Source organism: Sporolactobacillus putidus (assembly GCF_014647035.1).
Lineage (GTDB): Bacteria > Bacillota > Bacilli > Bacillales > Sporolactobacillaceae > Sporolactobacillus > Sporolactobacillus putidus.
Window position 1 is genome coordinate 52,770 of the sequence record NZ_BMOK01000008.1, and the last position, 17,409, is coordinate 70,178.

Annotated in this window: 16 protein-coding genes; 9 read left to right on the plus strand and 7 right to left on the minus strand. The window is 45.6% G+C overall.

Annotation, left to right across the window (positions count from 1 at the left end; genetic code table 11):
* Positions 1-78: 78 nt before the first annotated feature.
* Positions 79-870, minus strand: coding sequence for a MurR/RpiR family transcriptional regulator (locus IEX81_RS10450; protein ID WP_229727563.1), 792 nt, complete (start codon positions 868-870; stop codon positions 79-81).
* Positions 871-1,001: 131 nt separating this feature from the next.
* Here IEX81_RS10450 and pfkB point away from each other — a divergent pair, with 131 nt between their 5' ends.
* Together pfkB and IEX81_RS10460 are read left to right on the plus strand one after the other, a co-directional pair.
* Entirely contained in the window at positions 1,002-1,940 is a 939-nt protein-coding gene (gene pfkB / locus IEX81_RS10455; protein WP_188803060.1) for a 1-phosphofructokinase, read from the plus strand.
* 5 nt (positions 1,941-1,945) lie between these two features.
* Positions 1,946-3,862, plus strand: a complete 1,917-nt coding sequence (locus IEX81_RS10460; protein WP_188803062.1) for a fructose-specific PTS transporter subunit EIIC — start codon at positions 1,946-1,948, stop codon at positions 3,860-3,862.
* Between the two features lie 351 nt (positions 3,863-4,213).
* Here the strand turns inward: IEX81_RS10460 and IEX81_RS10465 are convergent, their stop codons facing one another.
* From IEX81_RS10465 to IEX81_RS10490, 6 genes are all read right to left on the minus strand, one after another.
* Positions 4,214-5,290: a BtaManbiosPhlase gene (locus IEX81_RS10465; protein WP_188803064.1), complete on the minus strand. Its 1,077-nt coding sequence runs from the start codon at positions 5,288-5,290 to the stop codon at positions 4,214-4,216.
* A gap of 11 nt (positions 5,291-5,301) precedes the next feature.
* Positions 5,302-5,508, minus strand: coding sequence for a DUF1861 family protein (locus IEX81_RS10470; RefSeq protein WP_268239349.1), 207 nt, complete (start codon positions 5,506-5,508; stop codon positions 5,302-5,304).
* Positions 5,505-5,726, minus strand: coding sequence for a hypothetical protein (locus IEX81_RS10475; RefSeq protein WP_188803066.1), 222 nt, complete (start codon positions 5,724-5,726; stop codon positions 5,505-5,507). The genes IEX81_RS10470 and IEX81_RS10475 overlap by 4 nt, the downstream gene beginning before the upstream one ends.
* Positions 5,727-5,959: 233 nt before the next feature.
* On the minus strand, positions 5,960-6,880 hold the full coding sequence (locus IEX81_RS10480) for a DUF1672 family protein (protein WP_188803068.1): 921 nt from the start codon (positions 6,878-6,880) through the stop codon (positions 5,960-5,962).
* Positions 6,881-7,149: 269 nt separating this feature from the next.
* A complete protein-coding gene (locus IEX81_RS10485) occupies positions 7,150-7,452 on the minus strand; it encodes a hypothetical protein (protein WP_188803070.1) in 303 nt (100 codons plus the stop codon).
* Between the two features lie 9 nt (positions 7,453-7,461).
* On the minus strand, positions 7,462-7,827 hold the full coding sequence (locus IEX81_RS10490; protein ID WP_188803072.1) for a DUF1672 family protein: 366 nt from the start codon (positions 7,825-7,827) through the stop codon (positions 7,462-7,464).
* Positions 7,828-8,007: 180 nt separating this feature from the next.
* Here IEX81_RS10490 and IEX81_RS10495 point away from each other — a divergent pair, with 180 nt between their 5' ends.
* From IEX81_RS10495 to IEX81_RS10525, 7 genes are all read left to right on the plus strand, one after another.
* Positions 8,008-9,750: a sigma-54 interaction domain-containing protein gene (locus IEX81_RS10495; protein ID WP_188803074.1), complete on the plus strand. Its 1,743-nt coding sequence runs from the start codon at positions 8,008-8,010 to the stop codon at positions 9,748-9,750.
* A 970-nt stretch (positions 9,751-10,720) separates the two neighbouring features.
* The gene (locus IEX81_RS10500) at positions 10,721-11,758 is read left to right on the plus strand and encodes a proline racemase family protein (protein ID WP_188803076.1); all 1,038 of its coding nucleotides are present in this window, start codon (positions 10,721-10,723) and stop codon (positions 11,756-11,758) included.
* A complete protein-coding gene (prdC, locus tag IEX81_RS10505; protein ID WP_188803077.1) occupies positions 11,742-13,040 on the plus strand; it encodes a proline reductase-associated electron transfer protein PrdC in 1,299 nt (432 codons plus the stop codon). Before IEX81_RS10500 ends, prdC begins: the two co-directional genes overlap by 17 nt.
* A 41-nt stretch (positions 13,041-13,081) precedes the next feature.
* Entirely contained in the window at positions 13,082-14,797 is a 1,716-nt protein-coding gene (gene prdA, locus IEX81_RS10510) for a D-proline reductase (dithiol) proprotein PrdA (RefSeq protein WP_188803078.1), read from the plus strand.
* A 29-nt stretch (positions 14,798-14,826) separates the two neighbouring features.
* Positions 14,827-15,015: a CBO2463/CBO2479 domain-containing protein gene (locus tag IEX81_RS10515; protein ID WP_188803079.1), complete on the plus strand. Its 189-nt coding sequence runs from the start codon at positions 14,827-14,829 to the stop codon at positions 15,013-15,015.
* Positions 15,016-15,108: 93 nt separating this feature from the next.
* On the plus strand, positions 15,109-15,834 hold the full coding sequence (prdB, locus tag IEX81_RS10520; RefSeq protein ID WP_188803080.1) for a D-proline reductase (dithiol) protein PrdB: 726 nt from the start codon (positions 15,109-15,111) through the stop codon (positions 15,832-15,834).
* 73 nt (positions 15,835-15,907) lie between these two features.
* On the plus strand, positions 15,908-17,143 hold the full coding sequence (locus IEX81_RS10525) for an aspartate aminotransferase family protein (RefSeq protein ID WP_188803081.1): 1,236 nt from the start codon (positions 15,908-15,910) through the stop codon (positions 17,141-17,143).
* Positions 17,144-17,409: the final 266 nt, after the last annotated feature.

Below are 17,409 nucleotides of genomic sequence, written 5' to 3' on the forward strand. Positions count from 1 at the left end.
TTTTCTTGAATCTATCGTTGTCATCATACTTGTCCGTTTTTCATATACGCGATCAGGACTAACTGCCAAGGCGGCCGTTCACATCGTATCCTTCTCTTGTGTCCTGATGGCATAAGCATCAAGCAGGATACGCGCGATCACTTGAATGGGAAGGCGGGAACGGACTTCATAATCAGGAAAATAAGATATTTTTGATTTATAGCCCACAAAATTAATCTCTGACAAATCAGACAGCGGACTCTGCCGATTGGTTGTCAGTGTCATCGTGCTGACTCCGTTTGCCTTACAATTTTTGGCTGCCTGAACCAATTCTTCTGTATTTCCGTTTAACGAAATGAAGATGACTAAACTTTGGGCGCCGATCCGATTGCTGATTGTGCGAATGATGTTCGGATCATTATGCATCTCACTGTACTTGCCCAGAAGCTGAAACTTGATCGTCATTTCTTTGGCGATCAGTTCGGAAAGTCCCCTGGCAAAAAGCATAAGTTTATCGGCGTAAAAAATCTTCTGTACGGCATCCTCGATGGTTCCGCTGTCCAGCATTTTTATCGTCTGGGTAACTTCCCTTTCATTCTTGAAAATAGCTTCTTTGATTTTATGATCCGCTATTTCAACATTGGAAAATTTACTGTTTTCCGCGTTTTCATCCTTAAGCCGGATTTTAAACGAGGTAAATCCGCCATAACCCAGCTTCTGCATCGCCCGCACAATCGTGGCCGTTGAAACGCTGGCCTCCAGGCTCAATTGAACGATAGACAATTGCGAAATATGGTCAAGATGGTCTTTAATGTAGTCAACCAAATAGCTTTCACTATTGCTCAGCAAATGTTCGTTTTCTTTTATTCGGGTCAGAAAAGAAGACTCCAAAGACCACACCTCGAATCCAACTATGTAAAGCCTTACAATAATTATACCATGATTCGAAAATCTTTTCGTACAGGATATGAGATACTAAACACATAGAGAGAAAGACAGAGGGAAAGAAAGGAGGATTAAAAATGATTTACACGTGCACCATGAACCCAGCAATTGATTTGTTTGCAGAATTTGATGAATTCAAACCTTTTATTGTCAACCGCAGTTATTTTGAGGATTATCAGCCAAACGGGAAGGCGATCAATATTTCGCTGATGCTGAAAAAAATGAATATTGACAGCACCGCGACAGGATTCCTTGGTGGTTTTACCGGAGAGTTTATCGAGTCGGCATTAAAAAATCAGAAGATCGGCACCGCATTCATTTATATTGACGGAATCACAAGAATCAATACGTTTATCAGGGTAAAGGAAAAGGAATACAAAGCTGTTAACCGCGGACCGGTTATCAGTAAAGAGGACCAGCGCAGACTGCTGGAGTTCATCAAACAGTTTCATTCGACAGACACCCTTTTTGTCTCGGGCAGTCTCCCGAGAAATGTTGACGACAGCATATTGGTTGCCATCGCCCGCCTTTCAAAAGAGATCGGTTTTTCACTGATACTGGATGTCAGTTCAAGGGCCCTTCTGAACTGCCTGCCATACCAGCCCGCGCTGATCAAACCGAGTGATGAAGAGCTGGCGGCTTTCCTTGATACGGATATCAAAACTTTTGATACCCAAAAGAATATCATCGACGGCGCGCGGAAATTGCTCCATATGGGGGCGCAGCACATCATTGTCTCGCGAGGAGCGCAGGGCGCCATGTACATGGATCAGGATCAGGTTTTGTTTGCCAACGCACCAAAAGGGAATGTGGTGAACACGGCATGTTCCGGCGATACGTTGCTGGCAACTTTTATCGGTTCCCAGATTAAGGGACGGTCATTGGCCAACTCCCTGGCCTACGCGACCGCGGCTGCGTCTTCAACAGCCTTTACTTCCGGACTCAGTGATCTGCGGGATGTCCCAGGCTTGCTTCAGCAGATTCATGTAGAAAACAAAATTGAAAGCGAGGTCTAAGAACAATGACAAAAAAGATTATTGCGGCAACCGGCTGTCCAACGGGCATTGCTCATACGTTTATGGCCAAGAAAGCGCTCGAAGACGCGGCAAAAAAGAAAGGAATCAGCATCAAGGTTGAAACCCACGGACAAGTCGGCGTTGAAAACGCACTGACCGAACAGGAGATCGACGAAGCCTACGGTGTAATCATTGCAGCGGATAAAGATGTTGACGAAGACCGCTTCATTGGCAAACGTGTCATCAAGGTGTCCGTATCGAAAGGGATTAAAGACCCGGATGATCTGATCGATAAAATTCTTAATGATGATCTCGCACCTTTCAAAGAGGGAAAACAGAGATCTTCAAACTCTAATTCGATTAAAAATGAAAGTGAAGACTCCTATCTTCATAAAATTTATGTTTATTTAATGAATGGTGTGTCCCACATGATCCCGATCGTCGTCGCCGGCGGTGTTCTTCTGGCCGTTTCTTTCATGTTCGGCATTCATTCGGCGGAACCGGGAAATCCGCAGTATAATCCCTTTGCCTATCAGTTGAACATGATCGGAAAAACGGCGATGGGCTTAATGGTACCTATTCTTTCTGCCTACATCGCCCAGGCCATTGGAAAGCGTCCGGGGCTGATCGTCGGTTTTATCACGGGTATGATCGCTTTTACGAATGGAACAGGTTTTCTTGGCGGAATTGTAAGCGGGTTCTTATCAGGTTATGTCATTGTTCTGCTCGACTATCTGATGAAGAGTCTGCCAAAGCAGCTTGACGGTTTGAAAGCCATTTTCCTCTTGCCTGTGATCGGAACATTTGCCGCAGGGTTAGTCACATTTTTCCTTTCATCGCCGATGTCGGCCATCAACACAGGCATGATGCATTTTGTCGCCGGGTTGCAGAATTCAAGTCCTTTCATCCTTGGACTGGTCATTGGTATGATGTGTGCTTTTGATATGGGCGGGCCGGTAAATAAGGCTGCCTATCTGACCGGCACGGCACTGCTTGCTCAGGGCAACTATTATTTCATGGCCGGAGTATCCGCCGCCTGCATCGCTCCGCCGCTTGCCACCGGTTTCGCGGTTCTGTTTGCCAAGAAATATTACTCAACCGAAGAACGCAATGCGGGTTATGTCAATTTCCTTTTAGGCTCGACGCATATCACGGAAGGTGCCATTCCTTTTGCGGCTAAACGGCCGCTGACCGTCATTCCGTTCCTGATGGTCGGTTCATCGATCGCCGCCATTCTGACGTATTATATGAAGATTCAGGTTCCTGCACCGCACGGAGGTTTTATCATTCTGCCGATTGTCTCCAATCCGTTTCTCTGGGTCGCTGACATTGTCGCCGGTGCGCTCGTTGCCGGATACCTGATCGCATGGGATCAAAAAAGAACTTCCCGGAGAGCGAATCGCTCAAACAAAGTGATTTCGACCGCCAACTCATTCAACCAGCCGGACAGAGAGCAATTGAGCATGGCCGAGCAATCCGGTTCACTTTTGAACAGCGGCAATATCTATGTCGAAAATGATGAAATTCAATCAAAACAGGAGCTGTTCCGATTCATTGCGGAAAAAGCTTATGAAGACGGATATATTTCCGATAAAGCCGCTTTAATCGACGCGTTCAACAAACGTGAGTCTCAGAGTTCGACGGGCATGGAAGGCGGTTTCGCCATCCCCCATGCCCAGTCCCAGGCCGTACGGCAGTCAGCGATGTTTGTGGTCAAGGTGAACAGACAGATCAGCGATTGGAAAACACTCGACGGCAATCCGGTATCCATTGCCATTGTCTTCCTAATCCCTGAAAAAGGAAACGTCAGCCACATGCACTATTTGTCCGACATCGCTCAGAAACTCATGGACCAGTCCGTTGTCCGCGCGCTCCATCAGGCGAAAACGAAAGGCGAACTGTTTAACGCGCTGAAGGCTTGATGCAATTGCAGAAAAAATCATGACTTCTTTCATTGAGGAAAACCCGGAAAGGCACTCCGTCTTCCGGGTTTTTTGATTTGCTGACAGAACATATTCATCCTAGAGTAGTATGGATGAAAAGTCCATCCCACTCTAATGAAAAGGGTAAGAAAAATGTTCTTCCTGTTTAAGTCGCGTAAGGGGGGGCCAAAAATGTGTGCGGGGCTATGGACATTTTCGTTAAGATCAGTCGTACTTTCACCGCTTACCTGTCGCCCATAACGGGCCTACCAATAAAAACTACTGTCGGCCGTATGACTATGACTGGCGGTAGTTTTTACATTAAATATCACTAAATTGTTTTGTCAGTATTCAAGCCTTCGCTACACTGTTTTTCAGCTCAGAAAGGATTTCATCTATATCCAGTTCGGCACAGGCCATTGAGCGATCCGATACTCCATAATACAGCTTTAAAATCTGTCCTTGAACGATGCCACCGCATGTAAAGACGACTTCTCCGAAGAAACCTTTCTTTTCATATTCCGCTTCCGGTTCCAGTATGGGTTTATCGGAACGCGCCAGAATCTTTGACGGATCGTTCAGATCAAGCAAAAGTCCGCCCAGGCAGTAGCGACTGTCCGCTGACATACCGTGATAGATTTCCAGCCAGCCATCCTGAGTCTTGATTGGTACCGCTCCACTGCCAATTCGTCCCCCATCCCAGCGGCCTTTTCTCACACCAAGAAGATGGCGGTGATTGCCCCAGTAATCCAGATTGTCGGACTCAGCAATCCAGATATCCGGTGTGCCGACACTTTTCAGAGACGGGCGGTGCAAGGCATAATAGCACCCATTAATCTTTTCCGGAAAAATCACAACATCCTTATTCTCTGGTGAGAAAATCAGTCCGTGATCCTGAAAAGTTTTAAAGTCCTTTGTTGATACCATATTTACGCCGATGCCAACCTCGGAAACCGCGCTGAAATAGATATAGTAAGTGTCGCCAATCTGTGTGATCCGCGAATCCTCAACTCCGAATGTCTGGTAACGGTTGGATGGATAAATAAACGGCTTGTCGTCGATAGAAAAATGGTGACCATCCCTGCTTCTTGCCAGGCGAAAATAGGACAATGATGTCAGCCCACAGAAACTGTCCGGCTGATCGGATCGCTTGATTACCCGGCTGTCTTTAAAATTAAAAGCAGGATCACGGCGGTCATAAAAATGCACCTGAACACACTTCTGTTGAATATTGTAATACGGAGACGGAACCTGCAACGGATCACCGCTTAACGGACGTTCGGCTATTCTCAGGAGCAGCATAATTTCATCCTCGTATTGAGCTACCCCTGCATTAAATGCTCCGATAACCTCAAAACCGTCATGGTAAGGTTTAACCTCTTCCGGAGTAATTAAAGGATTTTCTAAATACCGTTTAACTGTGACCATGATCAACGCCTCTAATCGTCATATTTTTCGAAAGGATCGTTCAGCACGATTTTCTGTGCCTCAGTATCACTCGTTCCTGCATATAAAATAAACTTTGAATTTTCTCGGATGCCGCCTCCGCTGAAAACGATGTCCTTCAGATCCGGTCTTTTTGCCGGCCCATCAATAAAATCATTCCGTGTTGCTATAATTTCTACCGGTGTATGATTGCCCGTCAGCGGTCATGGGCCTTTAATTCGTCGACAATCCCATCAAAAAAATGCTGATTCAATCCGTGAAAAAGCAGGGGAATAGCCTTCACCCGGAGATTGATCAGATGCGCGATCAGATCCTCCGTTTTCAGGGCGAGATCGGCCATCGAGGCAGGGATCTGGATTAACGGCGTTGTGATCCGGCCCAGCCCGACGGATACCGTTTCGAGAATTTTCTCTGTCAAAGGAAGGCTGATGACCTGCGTAGATGATGGAGATGTTGTCAGTCTGGAGATCTCTAATAGTCATGGCATCAAGGCCAGACTTAAACTGATTGTAAGTGGTATCATCTACTCTATATAAATGATCGTTAATTTGCAATCTTCCTTTCTTTCCAGGAGCTTGATAGATAGAGTAACCACTCAATTGAACCAAATCTTTATCCGGAGTCCGGGTGACATTTATCAACTTGATCGCCTCAATTTCCAGGTATTTTGATTATGTCGGTTTTATCTGGTATAGTTCCCTTATAATTTTTTTCAGTACCCGTTCGTTTTATGATGTCATTGCTTTGGATGAATACTCCGTAATTACCTGGGGCAATCTTTTTTAACTTCTTAAATTCTACGATTACTTCGTTTGCTATCTTCTGATTAGATGAAGCATGTTTCTCCTTCATAAAAAATGTCAATGATATATCTATTCCGTTTTTATCAAATGGCTGTTTTTGAATCAATGTTCTTAGTTCCTGTTTTGAAATATTGTGATTATTCATGAAAGCTTTATAAGCTTCCGGAAAATTCAATTCGGATGTGCTCAGGCTGTAATAAGGTGCCGCGTAACCAACATTTACTGTATGGTTAATCATTTGTTGAGGCATACCGATTACCGGATACTTTTTCACAACAGCTTCCGCAAAACGATCCAGATTCCTAAACTCTTCTTCATAGGCCATCTCGTACAAACCACTTGTAATAGCGCCTTCGACAGCCCCTTCATTCGCCCAAACGTTTCCGGTCACCTTTTGATTAGCCAGATCGACACCGACAATAACCGATGTATGGAAGTGCGGCTCCCCTTTCGACTCAACAAAAGCGACGACCGCGTTGGTTGCGCCAACTAAATTGTGCGTCGTGACCTCGAGATCATATTTATCTTTGAAAAATTTATTGACCTGGTCGATGATTTCCTTTCGATGCGTCTTTGCAAACTCTCCTGTCTTCTCACCGTTCGGTAAAGAATAGCCCTGACCAACGTAATCTTGAACAGGTATGTACGGAGAAACGTTTTCGCTTTGTGCCTGTTTCGTACCATTCGTTGTCAATCCGCAGCCTCCCAACACAAAACTTGCGCTCAATGCGCAGACAGTGAATATGGTTCTTGCTCGTTTCCAATCCATTTGTCACGCCCCTTGCCGATTCTTCCAATATGAAAATTCGATTTTTCTTCACAAGTTCCTTCCAGTGTTATGTTAATCCAATACAGATGGTCTTTAAATTGGAACATAGACCCACTTATTATGTATGCGTTTACGGTAGATTTATAAACGATCATTTTTTGTTCAACTAAAAGATGCGTCAGATCGGTCTTTTGCATGCTCAGTGAAAAGTGAAATGCCCACAATATGCCTAACAAGGTCCTTTTTACTAATTTTGCTTCTTCGGTGAGTTACTGCTGCGATGTCCCGCTGCTGAGCACGAGGCTTACGTCGGTGCTGATGTCGGCCGGTTGTGTCGGGTCGGTGCCTGCGTAGATGATGGAGATGTTGCCGGTCTGGAGGTCCTGCACAGTCATCGCGTCGAGACCGGATGGCATTACGCCATAAGTTGTATCACGTATTTTATAGATATGATTGTTGACGTGTAATCCTGGAAATCTTACTTTTAACGGATATTGATAAATGGTATATCCACTTAATTGAACCAAATCCTGATCGGGTGTCTTTGAGATCTTAATGTTAATGGTTGTCATTCAATCACCTCATTTCCCCAATTTCTTAATAATCTCATTTTTACCTGGTGTTGTTCCTGCATCACTTTTCGCTGCGCCCGTACGTTTTAAGATATCATTGCTTTCAATAAAAATCCCGTAACTTCCGGGAGCCACTTCATTTAAGTTTTTAAATTGAGCGATTATTTCCTCTACGATTTTTTTATCCGGTGTGGCGTGTTTTTCAGCCATGTAAAATATAATTCCGACATCAACATTATTTTTATTAAACGGGCGTTTCTTGATCAATTTTCTAAGTTCCATCTTTGAAACATTATGGTTATTCATAAACTCTTTATAAGCCTCAGGGAAGCTTATATTTGACTGCACCATCCACTCATTAAGAAATGCAAGCACAGGAAACTGTAACCTTTCAGATTCATTGATAAAAGTTGCATGCTTAAAAAATCGACTTTATCGTTTTTAAAAACAGATAATAGATCCGTTTCCGAATAATTAGACAATAAAGATATAATGTGTTTAAATTTGTGTAAAGCAATCTTGCTGCCGGCGGAATGTGCAGAAGGAGGATCACAAATGAAGCATCTTTTACCTGATCTTAAGGAGTTGCTCCACACAGACTTTGTAGTGACTAGTGAAAAACAATGGAATATGCTGTCATTTGATGATTCTATTAACCTTGTTGTTGTTCAAAAGCCGCTGCAGCTTATTGCACTTTCTGCCGGGTCCTATGCGATTGTCAATAAATATCATATTCCTTTAGACGAAATGACGATCAACAATGCTGCGTTTATTCATTCAGATGATTCTTGGGATGTCATAGAGAAAAAATCGGGGCAATATGATTATTTAGTTGTTAAAGATAAAGTTGTAACCGGCTATATTAAATCGAATGAACTGATTCCTCGTATCTTGCAAGCTTATACCTATTTAAAAGCCTACGACGATACGATCCTTGAGACGACGGACAGTACCATTTCGGTTATCGATCAACAAATGAATACTGTGGTTTGGACAAGTGGAGCGGAAAGATTATATTCAATAAAAAAAGAAGACATCCTAGGAAAACCGATGACCGATTTTTTTCCGGAAAGCAGACTGGACAATCTTAGAACCCTTAACACAGGGAAAGGGTTCTACCATAAAGAGCATCAGCCAAGGGAAGACCTTTTAGTATTGATCAATTCAAACCCCGTAGTCGTCAACGGTGAAATTATCGGAGCCGTATCTTGTGAAAAAGATGTGACTTTCCAGGCCCATCTGAATCAGAAATTAAACAACGCGAAAGAAACCATTCAACACTTACAACAACGGGTTTCTCTTATGGATCACTCTGCTGATCCTTTTCGTTTTATTAAAGGATCAAGCCGCGCCATACAAAATACCATGGACAAAGTCAGACAAATCGGAGCAACTCAGGCGAAAGTCCTTCTGCTCGGTGAATCCGGCGTCGGAAAAGAACTATTTGCCAAGGCTATTTATGAGATGCGGACTTCTGGATCTGCGCCGTTTGTCCCGATTAACTGCGGCGCAATTCCTGCCGCGCTTTTTGAAAGCGAGCTATTTGGATATGAAAAAGGCGCTTTTTCGGGTGCCAATCCTCATGGAAATAAGGGAAAATTTGAATTGGCAAATGGCGGAACCCTTTTTTTGGATGAAATTGCCGAGCTCCCCCTGGAAATGCAGGTCAAGCTTTTAAGAGTTCTTCAGGAAGGTACCTTTTATTCAGTGGGCGGAACAAAGCTTAAAACGGTCAACTGTTCCATCATCGCCGCGACCAATAAGAATCTGAAAGAGCTTGTCAGTCAGGGAAAGTTTCGCGAGGACCTCTATTACCGGCTGAATATCATAACCATAACGATCCCCCCGTTGAGAGAAAGAATTGAGGACACGATTGAGCTGAGTCATCAATTTCTTTATGAATTTGCCGAGAAATACAATCGCTCCTGCCAGGGGATCCCAAAAGAGATCATGATGGCATTGATTGATTATCACTGGCCGGGCAATGTCCGCGAATTGCGGAACGTGATTGAACGTCTCATCGTTTTTTCAAAAAACGGCCACCTGAACGTCGGCGACCTGCCTGCCGCGCTTCAGGAATCAGAAAGAAATCCCAAGAAAACGAACACGCTTTTACAAAAAATGACTGATCAGGCTCAACCGGCTGTTTCCCTGGATGATGCGATCAGAGAATGTCAGCAAAAAACGATCAAACAGGCTTTGGAACAAACCAATGAAAACAAAAATAAAGCCGCGGAATTATTGGGAATATCCAGAACAACGCTTTATAATAAAATGCATCAGTTAGGCATCTCATAATCATCTTTTTAATGATGTAAGACGCACGGTGCAAAGAACCTGATCACACAGGCTGCCTTGGGCCTTTTTATGTTTTCTCTCCAATCCATTTCCGCATACAGCCTTTCATATTCCGACTCCCATTCCGTTTGTCAAGAGCATTGCGGCACATCACCACCTCACTGTAGAATCGGACCTCCTCGATGCGTCGTTTTCATAGGATTTTGACACTACCGTTAATGTAGTGTCCTAAAAAAATTCTTTAAGGAAGAGTTGAGTATGAATAGATGTTGCGTAGTAAAGATGTACTGTACATAAAATCGATGGGTATGAACTGACAAAATATGAAATGGATGAACCTTTTTGTCATGTTGACGCAACTTGGTTCAATTTCTCATTTTCGGTTCGACTTTGGCCGGATTCGGTTTTACTTTTCATGATTTCGGCTCGACTTTTTCGCGTTTCGGTTCGACTTCTCATTTTCGGTTCGACTCTTACCGGATTCGGTTTTACTTTTCATGATTTCGGTTCGACTTTTTCGCGTTTCGGTTCGACTTCTCATTTTCGGTTCGACTTTGACCGGATTCGGTTTTACTTTTCATGATTTCGGTTCGACTTTCTCCTAATTTGGTTCAGCTTTCTAAATTCGATCGGACTGGCGAAGCATCTGTCAACGGCATAGCAGTTGCCCCTTTATAATAGCAAGGGACTGAACTGAAGAACCAGTCTTTAAGAGTCCTATCGAAAGATAATCTGACATATAGATGGTGACAAATCGATTAAATGCCATTTTCATCACATATTATGTATAGTTAATATGACAATTTTTCTGAACATGTTTAAGAATTGAAACATTAATTTTCCTATTTTTTATACAATTCGGCCTATTTATCAAGAAAAAGCTTTGGCACATTTCTTGCTTAATTAAAAGCAACCATACTTTCTCAGTTCTCCATTGATAAAAACTACAGTTAAGAAAGGAGGCTGCCGGATGCCAAATTGCAAAAACTTATTTGCGATTGATACTCACACATTAGGTGAGCCGACCCGAATAATCGTGGACGGCTTTCCTGAAGTGGACGGTGCTTCAATGATGGAAAAGAAATTAAATCTGCAAAGAAATTACGACCATCTCCGTCGCGCCATTATTGACGAGCCGCGTGGGCATAAGAATATGTTTGGTGCCATCATTATGAACCCGACCCGCAGTGAAGCCGATCTGGGCGTTGTTTTCATGGACAGCGGCGGCTATCTGAACATGTGCGGTCACGGCTCAATCGGTGTTGCCACCGCAGCTGTTGCCCGCGGGTTCGTGCCGGTTACCGAACCGTATACAGAGGTGACACTTGAAACGCCGGCCGGATTGATTCATACCAAGGTAAAAGTGAATCAAGGCCGAGCAAAAGAAACGAGCATCGTCAATGTTCCTTCTTTTCTGTATCGCAAAGATCTGAACATCCATATCCTCGAAATAGGAGAGATTCAACTGGATATCGCTTTTGGCGGCAACTTTTTTGCTCTCGTCAACGTTCGGAACATCGGTATTCCGCTTCATCCAAACTATCTGAATCGTTTTACGGAAGCGGGCGCTGCCATTCGTAAAGCTGTTAACGAACAAGTCCGAATAAAGCACCCGCTTCTTCCCGACATTCACTCGGTGGATCTTGTGGAATTCTACCAGAATAAACCTGATGCAATGCGAAACGTCGTCGTATTTGGCGACAACCAGGTAGATCGGTCCCCCTGCGGAACCGGAACCAGTGCCAAAATTGCCGCACTTTGCGCCAGAAAAGAATTGTTGCCGGGTGAGCTTTTTATCTCGGAAAGCATAATGGGCACAAAATTTATCGGCAGGGCTTTGAAGTATGCCCATGTGGGAGACTATCCGGCTGTGATTCCAGAAATCACCGGACGCGCTTATATAACCGGTGAGAACAAATTCCTGTTTGATGATGAGGATCCGTTTGAATATGGATTTACTCTCGCTGAGGGGCATGAAAGGAGGGGTATCATTGAGCAGCGATTATAAACTTCTTTTGAAACAACACATTGGCAAACCGGATGTTCCCTGCGTTAAGGAGGGGGATCAAGTCAGAAGAGGCGCCCGTATCGCGTTAGCGGACGGCCGAGGTCCGGATTTACATGCCAGTGTTTCCGGGACAGTCACTCGAGTAACCCGAGAGTTTATCGTCATTCGAGGGAAAAAACCGGACAGCGATTCTTTTGAACAACTGCCTGACGGAGACTTCAGAGAACGAATCCACGCGGCAGGGATTGTCGGAATGGGCGGCGCCGGTTTTCCCACCGGAATTAAACTGAGTCAGGAGATTGCCGGCGGAACCGTTATTGCGAACGCTGCAGAATGCGAGCCCATTCTGAATCACAATGTTGCTCAGATTGAAGCCGATCCTGAAGAAATTTATCGCGGTCTGCTTTATGCTATGGAAGCTGTTCATGCCATGCGCGGAGTGATCGCTATTAAAAGCAGACACCACAAAGCTATTTCGCTTTTAAAAAATGTGATCGATAACGCCCACGTCTCAGTTTTCCCAGTGCAGGACCTGTACCCGGCGGGAGAGGAACGTGCGCTGATCCGCGATATTCTTGACATCCTCGTCCCTCCCGAAGAACGGGCAATCACCGCGAGGACGATTGTCATCAATTCGGAAACCCTTTCCCGCGTCACGCAAGCCGTCGAACTCGGCCGCCCGGTCATTTCAAAAAATCTTACCGTCGCCGGAAAACTTCATGGCGGACCGAAGGCACTCACACTGATGGATGTACCGATCGGCACCCGAGTAGGCGATTTAATCGCAGAGGCCGGCGGCATTGACGGAGACTATGGGGAAATCATCATGGACGGACCTTTTATGGGCCGCAGTGTGACACCTGATGATGTTATCACCAAAACAACAGGCGGCATCATCGTCACGATGCCTTTTCTCCAGGAAAGGTCGCCGCTTGGATTATTAGTCTGCGCCTGCAGCGCGAGTGAGGACCGTATGCGCGAGATCGCTAAAAAAATGGACGCGAACATCGCCGGCATTGAACGATGCAAGCATGCAGTTTGGGCCCGCGGCGGTCTGAAATGCCGGAATCCGGGCGTCTGTCCCGGTCAGGCCGACCGAGTGCTGCGCCTGAGAAAAGCCGGGGCACGTGCTCTATTAATCGGCAACTGCAGCGACTGCAGCAACACCGTGATGTCGCTTGCCCCGAAACTGCACATGCCTGTGCACCACGTCACCGACAGTGCGATGCGTGCCATGGATCTTCACCTGATCCGAAAGCTGCAAAAGCAGCCGTCAAATTGACGCATTTATTCTATTTATTTCATTAATAAAGGAGAATGCAAATGTCCATTACTGTTGAAACCGCCGAGCAGCATTACAATGATCCTGCCGTTCTCTGTTGTTTGAGACAGAAAGGCACCGTTATTTCCGCGTCTGATTTGGAAGACCCTGCTATTTTCCCTGACCTGGAAGAATCCGGCTTACTGAAGCTTTCGGAAGATTCGCTGACAATCGGTCAGGTACTGGGTTCTACTCTAGACCAGGACGCCGATGCTATGACACCGCTCACCCCGAAATTGGTCAGTCATTTCGCGGAAAAGAAAACTGAAGAATCTGGCAAAATCACTACTTCCCTATCTGCAGCCGCTGCTTCAGGTCTGAATAATTCCGTCATCCGCTTCAGCATCAATGAATTGAAAGGACAAATTGAAATTCCCGCTGGCTTTGATCCTTCCGTCCTGCCCTTTACCATTCCATCAGCTCCAAAGCTGGAACCGGAAGATCAAATCATCCGAACATTGACGCAAAGAGAATTTGACGTTCAGGAAGTTCGTATCGGAGCGGAAACGTCTTTTCAGGATAAAGTGCTGACCATTCGCGAAGGTTTGTGCACGGAATCTTTGAAGGCCGATCCCCTCGTGAAAGATGCAGAGCTGGACATTATTCCTCCTGATCAGAGGCACGTCTACTCCAACACCATTATGGACGTCATTCCGATCGCGACAAAAACAGAAGGCATCCTTGGCGAAGGGACCACCCACGTCATGCGCGGTGCGGTCGTCATTTTAACCGGCGTTGATGAACTAGGCGTCCAGGTTCATGAATTTGGATCCTGCGAAGGCTATCTCGATGAAAAAATCCGTTTCGGACGGCCAGGCAGCCCTGATCCTGACGATATCATGATCCGTATCCATGTGACGGTTCAGGAAAATACCGGAATGGAACGCCGCGGTCCTTTCGCGGCACACAAGGCCTGCGACTACATCATTCAGGAAATCCGTGAGGCGCTGAAGAAAGCCCCGGCGGAAGCCTGCGTCAAAGAGGACGTATACCACGACTATAAGAAAACCGGCAAGCCCCGTGTTGTCCTGGTTAAAGAAATAATGGGGCAGGGCGCCATGCACGATAATGTGATTCTCCCTACTGAACCCGCAGGTGTTAAAGGCGGGAGGCGCAACGTCGACCTGGGAAACGTTCCGGTCGTACTGTCGCCGAACGAAGTCCGCGACGGCGGCATCCATGCGCTGACCTGTATCGGACCGGCCACCAAGGAGGTTACGCGCCATTACTTCCGTGAACCGCTCGTTAATTTAATGGCTGAAGACAATGAAATCAATTTGGTCGGTGTTATATTCATCGGCAGCCCGCAGGTCAATGATGAAAAATCCTATGTATCCGCCCGTCTCGGCGCACTGGCTGAAGCCCTTGACGTCGAAGGAGCCATTGTCACGACTGAAGGCTTTGGAAATAACCATATCGATTTTGCCGAAAACATTGAACAGATTGGCCGCCGGGGAATCAAGGTCGTCGGAGCTTCTTATTGTGCATATCAGGGGCAGCTTGTCGTCGGCAACAAATATATGGACGCCATGATCGAACTGAATAAGGATAAGGACGGCTTCGAAAACGAAATTCTTGCCGACAGCACCCTTTGCCCGTCCGACGCCAAACGCGCACTGCTCATGTTAAAAACAAAAATGGCCGGTGTTCCCATTGAACCGGCAAACCGCAACTGGTCGCAAGATGTCATTGATGCTAACCAGCAATTCATTCAGTAAAAAGCCTTGGGAAAAGGATGTGGTGCCTCATGGATTGCGAACTGACTCCGAAACTGCTGCCCGGTAAAATTCTCGAAGTCACCGATCTCGGCGTCAAAGTGACTTTAAAGGGGCGCATGGGCATCATTCAAGTCCCTTTAAGATCGGTGATCACGGACAAATCGCTACAAGTCGGCCAAGAGATCCGGGTTTATCTCAGTTATATCCAGGTTGTTTAAGAGAATAACCTACAGGAAAGTGAAAGCTTTGGCTGTTCAGAAACGATACTTTACCTATTTTTTACATTCTCCAAAAGAAAGGGGTCAAACACTATGCCATTAACAACCGTAAAAGGCCTAAAATCTGAAATTTATGTTCCGATTACACCGCCTCCGGTATGGACTGAATTAACCAAACCATTAAACCAGTGCACCGTCGCCTTCTGTACCGCGGGCGGCGTGCACCTGAAATCACAGAAAAGGTTCAATCTCTCGGGGGATTATTCATTCCGGGAAATCCCGTCGGATACGCCTTCTTCTGAACTGATGGTCAGCCATGGCGGATTTGATAACAGCGATGTCAACAAGGACATTAATTCGATGTTCCCGATTGACCGGCTCCACGAAATAGAAAAGGAAGGATTTATCGGCAAGGTTGCACCTGTTCTGATCGGCTTTATGGGCGGCGGCGGCAACGTACAAAAATTCAAGGAAGAAACAGGTCCTGAAATTGCCCGGATTTTAAAAAGAGAAGGCGTCGATATTGCAGTGTTTACAGGCGGCTGCGGAACCTGCCATCGATCAGCGACGATTGTGGAACGCGCTGTTGAAGCTGTTGGAATTTCCACGATCATCATTGCCGCCCTGCCGCCGATTGCCAAACAGCAAGGCGCCCCCCGCATTACCGCGCCGCATGTACCTATCGGCTCCAACGCCGGGGAACCGAATAATATCGCGATGCAGACAGCCATATTAAAAGACACGCTGAATCAGGTTGAGGAAATGACAACCTTCGGCCAAATGAAGACATTGCCTTATGAATACAGACACAATGTTTGAGAGACGCTATTCGGCTTATCTCTTGAATGAGAAGTTTAAGATAAATCTATAATGAAAGAAGGAAAGCAGCGCTATGAAACTGACAGATGTTCATAAAACGGCAGAAGAAATCAAGGCTCTGACCAAAAAATATATGATCGAAACGTACGAACGTTATGATTTTGTCGCGCAAAGTGCGAAGGGAATGTATCTTTATGATGAGAACGGTGCCGGGTATCTTGATTTTTATGGAGGTATCGCCGTCAACAGTGCAGGAAACTGCAATGAAAAAGTCGTAGAAGCTGTACGCGATCAGGTCGGCGACATTATGCATACGTTCAATTATCCCTATACCATACCTCAAGCGCTGCTCGCCGAATTGATCTGTCAAACACTGCAGATGGATAAAATTTTTTTCCAGAGCACAGGAACAGAAGCTAACGAAGCCATGATCAAAATGGCCCGAAAGTACGGTGTGGAAAAGTACGGACCGAACAAGTATCATATTATCACTGCGAAAGGAAGCTTTCACGGCAGAACCTATGGGGCGATGTCCGCTACCGGTCAGCCGGATAACGCCTGTCAGATCGGTTTTAAGCCGCTGGTACCCGGTTTCAGTTATGCAGAGTTCAATAACATCGAGGATTTTCGGGCAAAGGTCACCGACGATACGATTGCTATCATGCTGGAACCGATACAGGGTGAGGGCGGAGTAAATCCCGCCACTCCAGCATTCATGCAGGGAATTGTTGATTTGTGCAAAGAAAAAGGGCTCCTGCTTCTTTTGGATGAAGTACAGTGCGGATGGTGCCGCAGCGGAAACATCATGGCCTATATGGAATACGGCATAAAACCGGATATCGTTTCCATGGCCAAAGCACTGGGCGGCGGCATGCCGATTTCCGCAATCTGTGCCACAGAAGAAGTTTCCAGGGCATTCACCATGGGGTCGCATGGAACAACATTTGGCGGCAATCCGGTATGCTGTGCGGCTGCGTATGCCGAAGTCAGTGAATTGCTCGATCGGGATCTTGCCGGAAACGCAAAAAGAGTAGGCACTTATTTCGTTGAAAAACTTAAGACCATTCCCCATGTGAAGGAGGTCAGGGGCAAGGGTCTGATGATCGGCGTCGAATTTGATTCGCCAATTGGCCTTGCCGTCAAGCATGGCTGTTTTGAACGGAAAATGCTCGTAACACTTATCGCGGATCGCATTATCCGATTAATACCGCCGCTGATCGCGACAAAAGAAGACTGCGATAAGGCCTATCAAATCTTAAAAGACTCTGCCGCAGCAGCAACAAAAAAAGAAATGAATTATCAAGGCTAACCCTAATTTGAATGACTGTCCCTATTCAATCCGTCTGTTGATGGCAACGTCGATTAAAACTTAGCTCGCGGGTTGACGCGGGTTCCAAATCAGCTTCGACTCAAAAGCTATTTAAGTAAAGAATAAGTACAATCACTTGATTGTACTTATTCATTTAAAAAGTCATACTATTTTGTGTATTAGAATTGATTTATGACTATTGAATGACTATTATGAAAGAAACGAACGCCAATCCTATTATCTGATAAAATATTAATATTTATTGA

Coding starts and splice junctions, on each gene's coding strand:
- IEX81_RS10465 (WP_188803064.1), bottom strand. CDS start 5,290: ATGGTCACAGTTAAACGGTATTTAGAAAATCCTTTAATTACTCCGGAA.
- IEX81_RS10525 (WP_188803081.1), top strand. CDS start 15,908: ATGAAACTGACAGATGTTCATAAAACGGCAGAAGAAATCAAGGCTCTG.
- IEX81_RS10480 (WP_188803068.1), bottom strand. CDS start 6,880: ATGGATTGGAAACGAGCAAGAACCATATTCACTGTCTGCGCATTGAGC.
- pfkB (WP_188803060.1), top strand. CDS start 1,002: ATGATTTACACGTGCACCATGAACCCAGCAATTGATTTGTTTGCAGAA.
- IEX81_RS10485 (WP_188803070.1), bottom strand. CDS start 7,452: ATGACAACCATTAACATTAAGATCTCAAAGACACCCGATCAGGATTTG.
- prdB (WP_188803080.1), top strand. CDS start 15,109: ATGCCATTAACAACCGTAAAAGGCCTAAAATCTGAAATTTATGTTCCG.
- IEX81_RS10460 (WP_188803062.1), top strand. CDS start 1,946: ATGACAAAAAAGATTATTGCGGCAACCGGCTGTCCAACGGGCATTGCT.
- IEX81_RS10515 (WP_188803079.1), top strand. CDS start 14,827: ATGGATTGCGAACTGACTCCGAAACTGCTGCCCGGTAAAATTCTCGAA.
- IEX81_RS10495 (WP_188803074.1), top strand. CDS start 8,008: ATGAAGCATCTTTTACCTGATCTTAAGGAGTTGCTCCACACAGACTTT.
- IEX81_RS10500 (WP_188803076.1), top strand. CDS start 10,721: ATGCCAAATTGCAAAAACTTATTTGCGATTGATACTCACACATTAGGT.
- prdA (WP_188803078.1), top strand. CDS start 13,082: ATGTCCATTACTGTTGAAACCGCCGAGCAGCATTACAATGATCCTGCC.